The organism is Exiguobacterium sp. RIT341, assembly GCF_000632205.1.
Taxonomy (GTDB): Bacteria; Bacillota; Bacilli; order Exiguobacteriales; family Exiguobacteriaceae; genus Exiguobacterium_A.
The window spans coordinates 131,899-145,730 of the sequence record NZ_JFYW01000012.1 but is presented as its reverse complement, the minus strand read 5'-3'; the positions used below and the strand labels follow the sequence as shown (position 1 = coordinate 145,730).

Annotated in this window: 16 protein-coding genes; 8 read left to right on the top strand and 8 right to left on the bottom strand. The window is 47.4% G+C overall.

What is annotated here, in order from left to right:
- Window positions 1-139: 139 nt before the first annotated feature.
- The 4 genes from BW42_RS15330 to BW42_RS15315 all read left to right on the top strand — a co-directional run bounded on the left by BW42_RS15330 (window position 140) and on the right by BW42_RS15315 (window position 4,485).
- Window positions 140-1,132 (top strand): DNA/RNA non-specific endonuclease, encoded by a 993-nt coding sequence (locus BW42_RS15330; protein WP_035413059.1) that lies wholly within the window; start codon window positions 140-142, stop codon window positions 1,130-1,132.
- Between the two features lie 178 nt (window positions 1,133-1,310).
- On the top strand, window positions 1,311-1,646 hold the full coding sequence (locus tag BW42_RS15325; protein WP_035413056.1) for a YolD-like family protein: 336 nt from the start codon (window positions 1,311-1,313) through the stop codon (window positions 1,644-1,646).
- Between the two features lie 348 nt (window positions 1,647-1,994).
- Window positions 1,995-2,363: a metalloregulator ArsR/SmtB family transcription factor gene (locus BW42_RS15320; protein WP_035413053.1), complete on the top strand. Its 369-nt coding sequence runs from the start codon at window positions 1,995-1,997 to the stop codon at window positions 2,361-2,363.
- On the top strand, window positions 2,356-4,485 hold the full coding sequence (locus BW42_RS15315) for a heavy metal translocating P-type ATPase (protein WP_035413050.1): 2,130 nt from the start codon (window positions 2,356-2,358) through the stop codon (window positions 4,483-4,485). The genes BW42_RS15320 and BW42_RS15315 overlap by 8 nt, the downstream gene beginning before the upstream one ends.
- 200 nt (window positions 4,486-4,685) lie before the next feature.
- Here the strand turns inward: BW42_RS15315 and BW42_RS16095 are convergent, their stop codons facing one another.
- From BW42_RS16095 to BW42_RS15305, 3 genes are read right to left on the bottom strand one after another with little or no spacing between them, the layout of a single operon-like run.
- Window positions 4,686-5,282: an HAD-IC family P-type ATPase gene (locus tag BW42_RS16095; protein WP_052019224.1), complete on the bottom strand. Its 597-nt coding sequence runs from the start codon at window positions 5,280-5,282 to the stop codon at window positions 4,686-4,688.
- Window positions 5,282-6,241, bottom strand: coding sequence for a cation transporter (locus BW42_RS16220; RefSeq protein ID WP_081780457.1), 960 nt, complete (start codon window positions 6,239-6,241; stop codon window positions 5,282-5,284). Before BW42_RS16220 ends, BW42_RS16095 begins: the two co-directional genes overlap by 1 nt.
- 2 nt (window positions 6,242-6,243) lie before the next feature.
- Complete coding sequence (locus tag BW42_RS15305; RefSeq protein ID WP_081780456.1) at window positions 6,244-6,576, bottom strand: helix-turn-helix transcriptional regulator; 333 nt, start codon at window positions 6,574-6,576, stop codon at window positions 6,244-6,246.
- A 147-nt stretch (window positions 6,577-6,723) separates the two neighbouring features.
- Here BW42_RS15305 and BW42_RS15300 point away from each other — a divergent pair, with 147 nt between their 5' ends.
- From BW42_RS15300 to BW42_RS15285, 4 genes are all read left to right on the top strand, one after another.
- Complete coding sequence (locus BW42_RS15300) at window positions 6,724-7,266, top strand: copper resistance protein CopC (protein ID WP_035413047.1); 543 nt, start codon at window positions 6,724-6,726, stop codon at window positions 7,264-7,266.
- Window positions 7,263-8,357: a copper resistance D family protein gene (locus BW42_RS15295; RefSeq protein WP_035413043.1), complete on the top strand. Its 1,095-nt coding sequence runs from the start codon at window positions 7,263-7,265 to the stop codon at window positions 8,355-8,357. Before BW42_RS15300 ends, BW42_RS15295 begins: the two co-directional genes overlap by 4 nt.
- 197 nt (window positions 8,358-8,554) lie before the next feature.
- Window positions 8,555-8,779, top strand: a complete 225-nt coding sequence (relB, locus tag BW42_RS15290) for a type II toxin-antitoxin system RelB family antitoxin (RefSeq protein ID WP_026829710.1) — start codon at window positions 8,555-8,557, stop codon at window positions 8,777-8,779.
- Window positions 8,776-9,045, top strand: a complete 270-nt coding sequence (locus tag BW42_RS15285) for a type II toxin-antitoxin system RelE/ParE family toxin (RefSeq protein ID WP_035413041.1) — start codon at window positions 8,776-8,778, stop codon at window positions 9,043-9,045. The genes relB and BW42_RS15285 overlap by 4 nt, the downstream gene beginning before the upstream one ends.
- A 434-nt stretch (window positions 9,046-9,479) precedes the next feature.
- Here BW42_RS15285 and BW42_RS15280 read toward each other — a convergent pair whose 3' ends face one another.
- The 5 genes from BW42_RS15280 to BW42_RS15260 all read right to left on the bottom strand — a co-directional run bounded on the left by BW42_RS15280 (window position 9,480) and on the right by BW42_RS15260 (window position 13,744).
- Window positions 9,480-10,208 (bottom strand): GntR family transcriptional regulator, encoded by a 729-nt coding sequence (locus BW42_RS15280; protein WP_035413038.1) that lies wholly within the window; start codon window positions 10,206-10,208, stop codon window positions 9,480-9,482.
- 82 nt (window positions 10,209-10,290) lie between these two features.
- Window positions 10,291-11,712, bottom strand: coding sequence for a glycoside hydrolase family 1 protein (locus tag BW42_RS15275; RefSeq protein ID WP_035413035.1), 1,422 nt, complete (start codon window positions 11,710-11,712; stop codon window positions 10,291-10,293).
- Between the two features lie 47 nt (window positions 11,713-11,759).
- Complete coding sequence (gene celB / locus BW42_RS15270) at window positions 11,760-13,097, bottom strand: PTS cellobiose transporter subunit IIC (protein ID WP_029343446.1); 1,338 nt, start codon at window positions 13,095-13,097, stop codon at window positions 11,760-11,762.
- A 15-nt stretch (window positions 13,098-13,112) separates the two neighbouring features.
- Window positions 13,113-13,442, bottom strand: coding sequence for a PTS lactose/cellobiose transporter subunit IIA (locus BW42_RS15265; protein ID WP_029343447.1), 330 nt, complete (start codon window positions 13,440-13,442; stop codon window positions 13,113-13,115).
- A 5-nt stretch (window positions 13,443-13,447) separates the two neighbouring features.
- Window positions 13,448-13,744, bottom strand: a complete 297-nt coding sequence (locus BW42_RS15260; RefSeq protein WP_029343448.1) for a PTS sugar transporter subunit IIB — start codon at window positions 13,742-13,744, stop codon at window positions 13,448-13,450.
- Window positions 13,745-13,832: the final 88 nt, after the last annotated feature.

The following is a 13,832-nucleotide window of genomic DNA, read 5'->3' as shown; positions in this document are numbered from 1 at the left end:
ACAGAGCGGTACCGCTCTGTTCCATGCCTTTGAAAGGATCATTCACCGCACCACCAATTCCAAATAAGACAGCAAGAACTGATAAGTAGCGTTATAATGAAGGACGCAATGACAGACTGAATGAAAAAGGAGTACACTCATGAAGATTTCTTACATAGCGATTCCCCTTACTGTTCTATTGATGGCAGGATGTACAGATACGGAGACGACCTCACCTCCACCCGATCAAACGGAGCAAGTAGCGCAACAGGACGACACGACTACACAAAAGACCGATGCGAAGAAGGACTCTAATCAACATCCAGAAAAAGAGGCTGATACGAGTACAACCAAGCAGTCAAAGGATAAAAAGGCATCAACGGAATCAAAAACACCAACTGCAAAAGATTCTTTCACAGGATATAAGAAGATTTTAGTCGATGGCGGAGACCTGTCCGGCAGTCGACAGGCGAACGTCGTCGTCGACATCGGATTCGGTGACCGGAAGTACTGGGCGTTCACGAATGAGCATGGACAGTTGGTCCGCGTCATCGCGAAGAAGATCGTCCTCCAGGATGATGCGACGGAAGACGTCACGCGTGATGGACGCTACTACTCCGATGAAGCGAAGGTACCTGGAGTCGAACGCGCAGATCTCGATGAAGGACATATCATCGCCGATTCGCTCGGTGGAGTCTCGAACGCCTACAACATCACTCCGCAGGACAGTACACTGAATCGTCATGGGGACCAGGCGTACATGGAGGACGTCATCCGCAAGGCAGGTGGCGCGACAAACTTCGAGGCGCAAATCACCTATCCAAATACGTCTACGATGATTCCATCCGCGTATCAGTATACCTATACGGTCCGTGGAAACACTGTCGTCGACCGGTTCAAGAACGACAATCCGGACGAGACGAATGCGGCACTCGGTTTAACTAAGAAAAAGGAGACAAAACAAGAAACGACAGCGAAGTCGACTCCCGATACTGCAGCGACCGAGGATGTCTCGCGCGTCGATACCGACGGCAATGGTCAAGTGACGATCCAGGAAGCGAAGGACGCCGGCTTCATGATGCCAATCACCGAGAAGCATTGGCTGTACCAATATATGCGGGACAACGACCATGACGGCATGGTCGGAGAATGAATCTCTAGTCCAATCAAATAGCCGAAACATAATGAGGTAGTGACGAGGTAATCGTCGCTGCCTTTTTTGTTCCCAGGAACAATCGAATTGATGAGATGTCGAAAAAGCGGATTGAAAACGAAAGAAATGAGGAACATAATAAGAACAAACGTTCTTATTATAAAAAGGAGTCATTTCGATGAGTTATGAAGATCGGGGTAATAAGAAATGGATTCCGTTTCTGATGCCCGAACATAAAGGATTGCTGAAACGCTATTACCAGGAGGTCCATCATTTCAAGTTCGAGGATACGGAGGGACCAATCGATGGAACGATCGAGAACGCGTTGAACGACGCCATCTTCAGCGGAGACATCGTCACGGTGACGGCGATGAATGGTCCGTTGACGCATCGTTTCGATGCCTTCGTTGAGAAGCTCGACTATGTGCAGGAGGAAGTCCACCTCGTCAAACGAAATCTCGATATCGAAATCGTTCCGTTCAAGCAAATATTAAGCGTTACTCTAACGGAGTGAAGAAAAAATCATGGTCAAAATAAGGACGAATGACTATGTTAAATTTGAACATCATCTAATCCACTTTTGGCATCACATCATATTTTGTGAAATTACAAATGTGTCTAGGGCTTCATTATATAGAAAGCTATCGGAAGAGAACAAATAGTTCAGTCCTATTCCATTAATTGGCCAGATAATGTTATGTACTTAAAGTCTTATGCAGTTTGGTTATTTTGTTATTAGAATTGGGTACTCCAATTCTTTTTTTATGAATTTTTTTACTCATTCAAAAAAACACTTGAATGAATTATTAAAAATGGTTATTCTATATTCAAATAAACACTTGAATGATATTGGGGTGAGAATGTGATTAAGAAAGATACTTGTGAAATTTATTGTTATGACGAAGAAAAGGTCAATCGAATACAAGGTGATTTACAGACAGTAGATATTTCTAGTGTTGCCCAAATGTTAAAAGCTATTGCAGATGAAAATAGAGCAAAAATTACCTATGCTTTATGTCAAGATGACGAACTGTGTGTGTGTGATATAGCAAATATTATAGGTGTTACGGTTGCAAATGCCTCTCATCACCTGCGAACGCTCCATAAGCAAGGGATTGTTAAGTTTCGAAAAGAGGGAAAACTTGCATTTTATTCATTAGATGATGAGCATATCAGACAAATTATGATGATTGCATTGGCACATAAGAAAGAGGTGAAGATCAATGTCTAGTGGGAAAGCAAAACTGTCTGAAGAAGAAATGAAATCCTATCGTGTTCAAGGATTTACTTGTACTAACTGTGCAGCCATTTTTGAAAATAATGTTAAAGAACTTCCCGGTGTTCAGGATGCGAAAGTAAATTTCGGAGCATCTAAAGTTTATGTTAAAGGGACGACAACCATTGAAGAATTAGAAAAAGCAGGAGCATTTGAAAATTTAAAAATTCGAGATGAAAAAGAACAAAGGGTAGAACGAGAACCTTTTTGGAAGCAGAAAGAAAACATTAAGGTATATATATCAGCTCTTTTACTTGTAGTTAGCTGGTTCTTAGGAGAGCAGTATGGTGAAGAGCATGTTCTACCGACAATTGGTTATGCAGCGTCCATTTTAATCGGTGGATATTCATTATTCATTAAAGGTCTCAAAAATCTAAGCAGATTAAATTTCGATATGAATACGCTTATGACTATTGCAATTATAGGAGCTGCAATCATTGGTGAATGGGGTGAAGGGGCAACCGTTGTTATCCTATTTGCGATTAGTGAAGCATTAGAGCGTTATTCAATGGATAAAGCACGTCAATCTATTGAATCTTTAATGGATATTGCCCCAAAAGAAGCGTTAATTCGACGAGGCAATGAAGAAATGATGATTCATGTTGATGATATTCAAGTTGGAGACATCATGATTGTTAAGCCCGGTCAAAAGTTAGCAATGGATGGAATAGTGGTTAAAGGTACATCGACATTAAATCAGGCTGCGATTACAGGTGAAAGTGTTCCAGTAACGAAAACCACAAATGATGAAGTATTTGCAGGAACCTTGAATGAAGAAGGGTTACTTGAGGTTAAAGTAACAAAACGAGTTGAAGATACTACTCTTTCAAAAATCATTCACTTGGTAGAAGAAGCCCAAGCAGAACGGGCCCCTTCTCAAGCGTTTGTCGATAAATTTGCAAAATACTATACACCAGCTATTGTCATACTAGCTCTTTTAATTGCGGTAGTTCCACCATTATTTGGCGGAGACTGGAGCCAATGGATTTATCAAGGCTTAGCTGTATTAGTGGTTGGTTGTCCTTGTGCCTTAGTAGTCTCAACTCCAGTTGCTGTGGTTACAGCAATAGGAAATGCAGCGAAAAATGGTGTTTTAATTAAAGGTGGTATCCATTTAGAAGAAGCAGGACACTTAAAAGCGATAGCCTTTGATAAAACAGGAACATTAACCAAAGGGATTCCTGCTGTAACAGACATTGTGACATATGGTAGAAATGAAAATGAATTAATGACCATAACAGCAGCCATTGAAAAAGGATCACAGCACCCTCTTGCTTCAGCGATTATGCGAAAAGCAGAAGAAAATGGATTAAAATTCAACGAAGTAACAGTAGAGGATTTTCAATCCATTACAGGTAAAGGCGTTAAAGCCAAAATAAATAATGAAATGTATTATGTGGGAAGTCCAAATCTTTTTGAGGAATTACACGGAAGCATTTCAAGCGATAGGAAAGAAAAAATTGCCGATATGCAAACTCAAGGTAAAACGGTGATGGTGTTAGGAACAGAAAAAGAAATTCTTTCGTTTATTGCCGTAGCCGATGAAATGAGGGAATCGTCTAAAGAAGTTATCGGCAAGTTGAACAATATGGGAATCGAAACAGTGATGCTAACAGGCGATAACCAAAGAACGGCAACAGCCATCGGAAAACAAGTTGGTGTTTCGGATATTAAAGCTGACTTACTTCCAGAAGATAAGCTTAATTTTATTAAAGAACTTCGAGAAAAACATCAAAGTGTGGGGATGGTCGGAGATGGCGTGAATGATGCTCCAGCCCTTGCGGCATCTACCGTTGGTGTAGCAATGGGTGGTGCTGGAAATGATACAGCTTTAGAAACGGCTGACATCGCCTTAATGTCTGATGATTTGAGTAAATTGCCATACACAATAAAATTAAGCCGTAAGGCTTTAGCAATCATCAAGCAAAACATTACCTTCTCTTTGGCGATTAAATTAGTGGCATTACTTTTGGTCATGCCCGGTTGGTTAACACTTTGGATAGCTATATTTGCTGATATGGGAGCAACTTTACTTGTAACATTAAACAGTTTACGCTTATTGAAAATCAAAGAATAGGTTCTAAAATGGGCGTCAACTATCGGGTGCGATCATTGAAAACAATGTTATGCTTCAAAAGGGATATTAACAGGAAATATACAACTAAAGGACGCTTTAACTGAGCAACGGAAAAAGCCAAATTTCTCAATTGATGTTGAGAAATTTGGCTTTTTAGTATGGGAATTTCCTTAGCATTGTAAATCCGCATTTTCCTGACGCTACCCCTTATAGAACCACTCTCCCCAACTACCAAGTTGGAGTAAAGGTGGGACGATCATCAGCAACAATGCACCTAGGAAGACGAACGGTGTATACACTTTCGCGAAACGATCGATGAACGCTTCACTCGGTGCTTTATTATCCTGCGCTTCCTCGACCAGTTCAATGATGTGCGCAAGCGTCGTCTCTTGATACGTCTTCTCGACGATCATGTCGAACGAACGATCCATGTTGAGCGTTCCGGCAAATACGTGATCGCCTTCCTTCTTATCGACAGGAATCGATTCGCCCGTGATCGGTGCTTGATTGATGGTCGTCGTCCCGTTCAGGATCGTGCCGTCCAGTGCAACCTGATCACCTGGTCGAATCCGGAGGATTTCTCCGACTCGCACCGCTTCCACCGGTTTACGTCTAACGTCCCCGTCCGTCAGCACGAAGGCTTCCTTCGGAGACAGTTCGATCAGTTTCTGAATGGAATTGCGCGTCCGCGCAAGGGAGCGATTCTGAAGCAAATTGCCGATGGCAAAGAGGAAGACGACGGTCGCTCCCTCGAGCCACTCCCCGATACATGCGGCACCGATGGCTGCTACGCTCATCAATATGCTACGCTCATCAATACTTTCATGTCGAGTGAGCGGGCATGGACGGCATAATAGGCACTCCGGAAAACTCTCCCCCCACTGAGGATCAAGGCGATACCGTACAAAACATTCGGAAGATACGCTACTCCGCTCGTTTGGATGAGCAATCCCAGACCAATCAAAATCCCGGACAGGATCAAGGAGATCCCCTCGAACGACCGGACCGGTGCCTCGGACGTTTTCTTTCCCTTGACGTATCCATCGAAACCGATCTTGTTCAGCTCGCTTTGGACTTGTCGAGCATCCAGCTGATGGTCGATTTCCATCTCCCCACGGGCAAACGAAACTGTGACGGTCTGGACATTTTGCATCTTTTGAAAGTGTTGTTCGATCGTCTTAGCACAGCTACTACAGTCCATCCCGGAAACGGTGAATGTTTGGACGAGCTGATCTGATTTATCGGGAAGGATGAGATGGAATCCTAATTTTCGGACTTCCTCCCCTAAACGACGATCATCTGGTTCTTCTTCACTGTCGATCTTCAGACGAGCAGCACCATATTGGACGGACACGTGCTGGTACTCCGGTATCGTCGCCAACCCCTTCTCTAGCGTCGCGGCGCAAGAGGGACAATCCATCCCTTCTATTCGGTAGGTATACGTCGCACGAGTAGCGAGGTTCGATGCTGATCCAGGGCTACTCGAGGCGCAACATGACGCATCGTCCGGATTCACCTTCTCCAGTGGCACCTTACTACAGCATGTCTCCGTATCGTTAGGCGGAGACTCAGAAGGTTCCGTTTGTAACGACGTACCCGCTAATTCGGAGGTCGTACAACACCTTGTCTGATCCGCCTTTCCACGTTGCGTGTCTGCGCTCGAGGTACAGCACGTCGTTGTCGGTAAAGAAGCGTTCTTCCCTTCTTTTGGAGCGCTCTCCTTCGAAGAGTCATTGTTACAACAGGAACTTGCCATCTTTACGCCTCCTCGATGTGATGTTCACAACAAGCAGATTCCTGACCGATTTCTAACGTCAGTTCTCCAAACAGTCGCAATAATTCTCGTACGGTATCGTTTCGCAACGAGTAGTACCCGAACTTCCCTTGTGTCCGTTTTTGAATCAATCCGCATCCTTTTAGACACGCCAAGTGTTGCGAGACGTTGGACTGATTTCCTTGAATCGCTTCGACGATTTCCGTGACGGTTTTCTCTCCGTCACGGATACATTCTAAGATCTGCAATCGTGTCTTATTAGAAAAACCATGTACGACCCTTACCTTTAAGTCCAATGGTTCCAGTAATTGTTCCAAAATGTTCACTCCTTTTTCATATTCGAATCCGCTAATATGTTGTCATCATATTAGCATTTCCTAATGTAAGCATCAAAAAAATAATGGACTGGATTTTCTTCCTTATCTTTTCGACCATACATACCTACACATGAAGGAGTTGACACGATGTATCAAAAAAGCTTTCTCCTTTTGTTGCTTACGGGCGCATTATGGTGGTTCCCTCTGCACACCTCCGCACATACCGGGCTGGAATCTTCCACTCCGGGAGCGAATCAGACTGTTCAACCAACTGACAAACTGACCCTCCGTTTTGAATCCGAGATCGAGGCTGGCGGTAGTCTTCAAGTATCCGCCGTGGATGCTTCCGACAACCTTGAGGGGACGTTCACTCAAGAAAGCGAACGGATGATTTTGACACTTGACCGTCCCATGGCGCCAGGGAAATACCAGGTCGATTGGAAAATCATCGGGACAGATGGACATCCGATCAATGGTACATATACATTCACTGTCGTATCAAGTAATACTACGTCCGAACCAGAAGAGGAGACATCATCTGTTCAAAAGGAAACGAAAAAAGTAGCACCTTCTCAGGTCACTACTCGCACGACGGAAGATGGCAGATTTCCCTTCTGGATTGCCGGAGGCTTGTTCGTCTTGGCGTTGTATGGTTTCTACCAGATTATCCTGAAGGGGCGGAAGCGATGACCGCGCTCTATCTGATCGGCGATACGCTCCTCTACGGTTGTCTTGCGCTGTTGATCGGTTTCTTTTCCGTCCAGCTCATCCCTCGTTCTTACCGACCTGACGTATCGCTTTCAATCCGCTGGGTTCGCATGCTCATCGTGCTGATGCTGTTATCCTTTTCCCTGTCCGTCTTACGAATCGTACTGTATTTAGAAGAGATCGGTTTTTGGATAACACTGCGATCCGTGTTACTTACATTCGAGGCAGGGAACGCTTGGATTCTGATGGCTCTCTGGAGTGTACTCCTTCTCATCGTCATCAATCGTGCATCACTCAGTCCTGGACGTATAAAACTAGGGGTATTCCTTGTTATGGCGATGGTCGTTACGTTCGCGTGGTCCGGGCACGCCTCTAGCATCAAAGGGGCAGAAGGCATGCTCGTACATTCTATTCACGCACTCGCCGTCTTCATCTGGACCGGTGGATTGCTCATACTCGGCTTTTGGAGTCCATCAGACCGTAACTGGGGCATCTTCCTCGAATGGTTCAAACCACTCGTGACGCTATGTTTCTTACTGATCGTCGGTTCCGGCATCTATCTGATGTCTGTCGTCGTGCAGGTAGAGGAGTATTCCGATTCCTGGATTTTACCGTATGGACAAGCCTTACTCTGGAAACACGTCCTGATTCTACCCGTGCTGATCATCGGTATCATGAACGGGAAGTGGAGTTACGCGTCTCCTGAACGATCGTTTGAAGTCCGACGGATGCGGATGCGCATGGAAGGCATCTTGATCCTGCTTCTCTTCACAGCGACTGCATGGCTCGGTCAACAGGAACCCCCTCACTCGATCAAGGATACTCTTCAATCCAGCGGGGCTGGTCCACTGTCAGGGTTTCTTTTCCCTAGCTTGCGTTTCACCTATTCTGATATCCGGTTCGAGCCGACCATGATATCCCTCTTCTTGATGGCAATCAGCCTCCTTTTCGTGGGATTGTTGGTGTACGTCATCCGATCAACCCAAGACTCCATCAAGACCCTCTATCTTGGATTAGGCGTCTCGATCTCATTATTTTTCGCAGCGTTGTATAGTATTTCCGTGTATTTATGATCCTCCACATGAGCATTTCAGCGTGTGCGACGTCTTATACAAAAAGAAAGGCATGCGATACAGCAGCCTTTCTTTTTTCATACTTATTCATCATTTTCATACTAGTTATAACAGGTTCAATCCTATTTTAAATCGGTGCCATTTCTAGACTACTACCGGAATATGTATTACAATGTATTACAAAGGAGCTGATAATCATGAGTACCATTTCCGTACGTCTGGATGACCAGGATACACGACTCATCAAAGAATATGCGAAGGCAAAAAACATCACGATTTCTACACTCGTTCGCGATGCAGTCCTCGACCGCATCGAAGACGAAATCGATTTACAACTCTATCATGATTCGATGGCAGCACACCGTAAAAAATCAGAAGCGATCTCTTTCGACGATATGATGAAGGAACTTGATTTAGAATGACAGCATTTACGGTAGAGTTTGAGCGCGGAGCTCAAAAGTCTCTCAAGAAGATGGATCCTCAACAAGCGCGGATCATCATGTCCTGGATCAAGAAGAATCTGGTCGGGACGGATGATCCGCGTCGTCACGGTAAAGGACTCGTCTCGAATCGCTCGGGTGAATGGCGGTATCGCATCGGTGATTATCGTCTGATTGCTGACATTCAAGATGAAAAAGTCGTGATTTTGATTCTCGAGATCGGGCATCGTCGGGATACCTATAAATAAGATGATTAGAGCGCATGCATGGGCAAGTATATGCGTATTCTTTTATATTTTTTAAACGATTCTTTCGTATGTAACAGAAACCACTCGTACATATGTATACGGCTGATTAGTTGCGGTATTCAAATGTCTAAAATCCTCTTTTATGAACGTGTTTTTGATGACCAAGTATTCGTGCATAACAGAAGGACTTACATTTCTGAGTTTGATTGGTTCTATCCGACAGAACATGAATATTAGTCAAGTCACACTTCTCTTCATCTACCTAGATATCAACGATAATATTTGAAAAGCAGCTCTAAAGAGTTTAGAAAAAGGCGTATACATTTCGACATCGAAATGTATACGCCTTTCTTATTTAAACACAACGCATCATTTGATAGCATCTTCAAGTCCAATCAGAACGAAAGATGCTCATCCACTTGCTCCATCATCATTCATCGACCGATGTGGACGGAAGTGAAGACGAACTTATCGTAACGGTGTCTCGAGAACGAGTACTCGAACGGCTTCCCGTTCCCGAGGAAGACGACTTGCTCGACCTCGATGATTGGATCGGTCTCCTCGTTACCGAGATAATCGCGGTCCCACTGGTCCGGTTTATCCGCCCGGATCATCTTGTGTGAGCTCGTGATCGTGTAACCGAGGTCTTCCTGGATGTATCGGTAGATTGAACTATCGAGGACCTCCTTCGTCACACCAGTGATCAACGAGGAAGGCATGAACGTATGCTCAATCACGTAAGGTTCGTCATCGACATAACGGACACGCCGGATCTCATAGACGGGATCGGTCTTCTCGATCATCAGATGACGGGCGACCTCCGCATCTGGGAAGCGCACCTCGAACTGGAGGACCTCACTCCTGACGGCCCGTTCACCGAGAAGCTTCGTCAACCCTTGGGATTCTTTGTTCAACACGTTGATCCTACCCTGTGAGAAGCTCGAAGGCAGGATGAAGGTCCCCTGTCCTCGCTGGCGATAGATGATGCCTTCCGACACCAGGATTTCGAGGGCCCGCTTCATCGTCATCCGGCTGACCGCGAACTCTTCCGCGAGTTGGATCTCGTCCGGCATCGCTTCCTCGACATCATAACCTCCGTTAAGGATTCGTCCGCGCAGTTCATCTGCGATTTTCTCATACTTTGGTTTCTTTTTAGTAGACATGATTACACCCCATGTATAGACATATACGTATAATATAACAAAAAAGGATGACCAGGGCTAGATATACCCTGATCATCCTTCCTCATCTCACGAACCCCTTCTCTTCGATCACGCGCTTGAACCAGTGACCACTCTTCTTGACCGTCCGGCCCTGACTCGTAAGGTCCACGCCGACGAAGCCGTAGCGGTTCTTGTAAGCGTTACTCCAGGACCAGTTGTCCATGAAGGTCCAGAGGTGGTAGCCCTTGACGTTCGAACCTTCCTCCATGGCCAGATGCACCCACTTCAGGTGCTCCGCGATGAAGTCGATCCGGTAATCGTCCTGGATGCTGCCGTCCGCATCACGATAGCGTTCCTCCCCTTCGACCCCCATCCCGTTCTCCGAGATGAAGCACTCGATGTTCCCGTAGTTCTCACGAAGGTTCGTCAGGATGTCATAGACGCCCTTCTCATAGATTTCCCAGCCACGATGACGGTTCATCTTCCGCCCTGGCATCTCATAGTAGTCGAACAGATGCTCCGGCATGAATGGCGCCTTCGGGTTCGGAAGATGTTCCTTCACCTTGATCCGTCTCGGCTGATAATAGTTGATGCCGAGCAGGTCGACCGTGTGGGTCGCGATCTTCTGTCGATCCAGTTCCTCCATCAGAGGAAGCGCATCCTGTTCCTTCAACAGGTCTATCAACTCTGACGGGAATGTCCCGAGGACGGACGGGTCCAGGAAGGAACGGTTGAACAGGATGTCCGCCAGATGAGCGGCATGAAGGTCCGCCTCGTTCCGGCTTCTCGGATAAGACGGCGTCAGGTTGAGGATGATGCCAATCTTACCAGCCTGGCCCGACTCCTTATACGCCTCGATGGCAAGGGCACTCGACAAGATCGAATGATAGGCGACCTGGACGGCGCGCTTGAAATCCACCACGTTCGGATAATGGAAGTCGTACAGATAGCCTCCCTCGACCGGGACGATCGGTTCGTTGTGCGTGAACCATTTCGTCACGCGGTCCCCGAACAGCTCGAAGCAGACCTTGGCATAGTCGACGTAACGTGCGACGACGTCCCGGCTCTCCCAGCCACCTTGATGCTGCAACGCGAGCGGCATGTCGAAGTGGTACAGGTTGACGAAAGGCTCGATGCCGGACTGGATCAGCTCGTCGATCACGCGATTGTAGAAGTCGATGGCGAGCGGGTTGACCTCCCCTTCCCCGGTCGGGAACAGACGGGACCAGGAAATCGACATCCGGAACGAGTTGTGCCCGAGTTCCTTCATCAGGGCGATGTCCTCTTCGTACTGGTGATAGAAGTCGGACGCCACCGTCGCACCGACGCCGTCGAAGAAACGATTCGGCTCCTGCTCGTACCAGTAGTCCCAGATGTTCGGTCCTTTCCCTCCCTCATACGCAGCGCCTTCCATCTGCGTCGCGGATGCGGCCGTCCCCCACCAGAAGTCGGTCGGGAAGGTATACTTCTTCTCCTGCACGGTCGTGTTCTCTGTCTGATTCATCCTATGCACATCCTATCTATAGTTGTTTTTCACTCAACCGACGTCGTTCAGCCGATTTGTTCCTTCTTCTCCTGCGTGGCGTTCGCCTCTTCACGCTCCTTCTTCAGGTTCAGTCGATCGATGAAGACGAGGAACGGGAACCATACCGCCATGATGATGGCGAAGTTGACGAGCTGTAACAGACCTCCGGCGAGGGAGTTGGTCGCCATCATGCCGCTGATGAACATCGGCACGGTCCACGGCACGGCTACGCCGGTCGGAGGCGGGACGATGCCCGTCGACATGGCGAAGTATGTCACGGTCACTGTGATCAATGGTGCGACGATCCATGGAATCATGATCAACGGGTTCATGACAATCGGGAGCCCGAAAATCATCGGTTCGTTGACGTTAAAGACACCAGGCCCGATCGATAGTTTCCCGATCTGCTTCAATTGCTTGGAGCGCATGAACAACAGGATGGCGACGACCACCGCCAGCGTCGAACCGGATCCCCCGATTCCGACGGTGTAGATTTCGATGAACTGCTTGCTGATGATGTTCGGGATTTCCCCGTTCGCGGTATAGGCGTTCAGGTTCTCGAGGGACAGCGTGTTCCAAATCGGGTCCATCACCGAGTTGACGATGACCTGTCCATGTAGACCGAAAAACCAGAACAATTGGACGAAGAAGATGGCGATCAATGTCGGGACGAGACCGTTCCCTAGGTTGACGAGTGGTTTCTGGACGAGATTGAAGATGAGGTCATGTAGGTTCGTGTCCAAAAGTGAAGTGACTGCGATGTTGATCCCGAGGAAGACGGTGAGCGTAAGTAATGCCGGTACGAGTGCCGAGAACGATTTGGCGACCGCGGTCGGTACACCGGCCGGCATCTTGATCGTCCAGTTCTTCTGGACGATGAAGCGATAGATCTCTCCTGCCAGGAATCCTGTGATCATGGCGAGGAACATGCCCTTCGCGCCGAGTCGGTCGAGCGGGATGACGTTACCCACCGGATCCGTGACGTTTTCGACCGAGACGAAGAACGGAGTAAGTAATAGGAACGAGACGAGGGCGATGACACCACCGAATACGGCTTCGACCTCATAACTCTTGGATAGATAATAGCCGATACCGAACACGACGAACAATGACATGATGCCCATCGTCGCGGATGGTGCATTCCCGAGCGACGTCTTGAAGGCGTCGAGCACGCCGGGGGACATGAACTTGTCGAGGAACGGTAGGTTGGCGACGACGACGATCAAGGAACCGAACATCGTAATCGGGAAAGCAAGCATGAATGCGTCACGTAACGTCTGCAGGTAGCGACTGTTGTTCAAGAATGCCGCCATCGGCATCAGGAAACGGCTCAACAGGTCGAACCACTTACTATTCTCTGTCATCTCAAACACTCCTTATCATTTTTTAGAGAACTTATGTTCCATGAGCTCGATGAGCCCGGCCGTCAGATCCAGCATCGTTTGCGTCGACATCAGATGGTCCTCCGCGTGTAGCAACAGGAGGGACAGCGTCGTCGGTTCACCGCTCGCTTCCTTCTGGACCTGCCCGAAATGGACCTGATGTGCTTCTTGTAGTTGAGCGCGTGCATCTGACAGCAACCGCTCGAACTCCTCGAACGTCCCTTCCTTATAGGCTTCGATCGCCTCACGAATCGTACTTCTGGCATTCCCGCTGTGCAGGATCATCATGAACGCGACTTGCTCGATCGTCTGTTCGTTCGTCTGCATGTCGTTCACCCCATCAACTTCACGGCTTGTTCATAGGCCGCTTTTCCGTCCGCCATGCCGTACGCCATCATGTCGATCACCTCGACGGGCTTGTCCGTCGCCTGCTGGAACTTCGAGAGAAGGAACCGCATCTGTGGTCCGATCAATATGACGTCGGCGCCATCCATCTCCTTCATTGCCTGGTCCTGTCCGACCGCCCAAATCTTCGCTTCTTCTCCGATGCCCTTCGCATGCTCCTGCATCTTCGACACCAGGATGCTCGTCGACATCCCTGAACTACACGCCAGCATGATTTTCTTCATCTGAAATCTCCTCCTTTTTTGTAATCGCTTACAAATATGATTATACGCGTTTTACCTTTCATGTCTATACTTGATATTTAATTTGTTT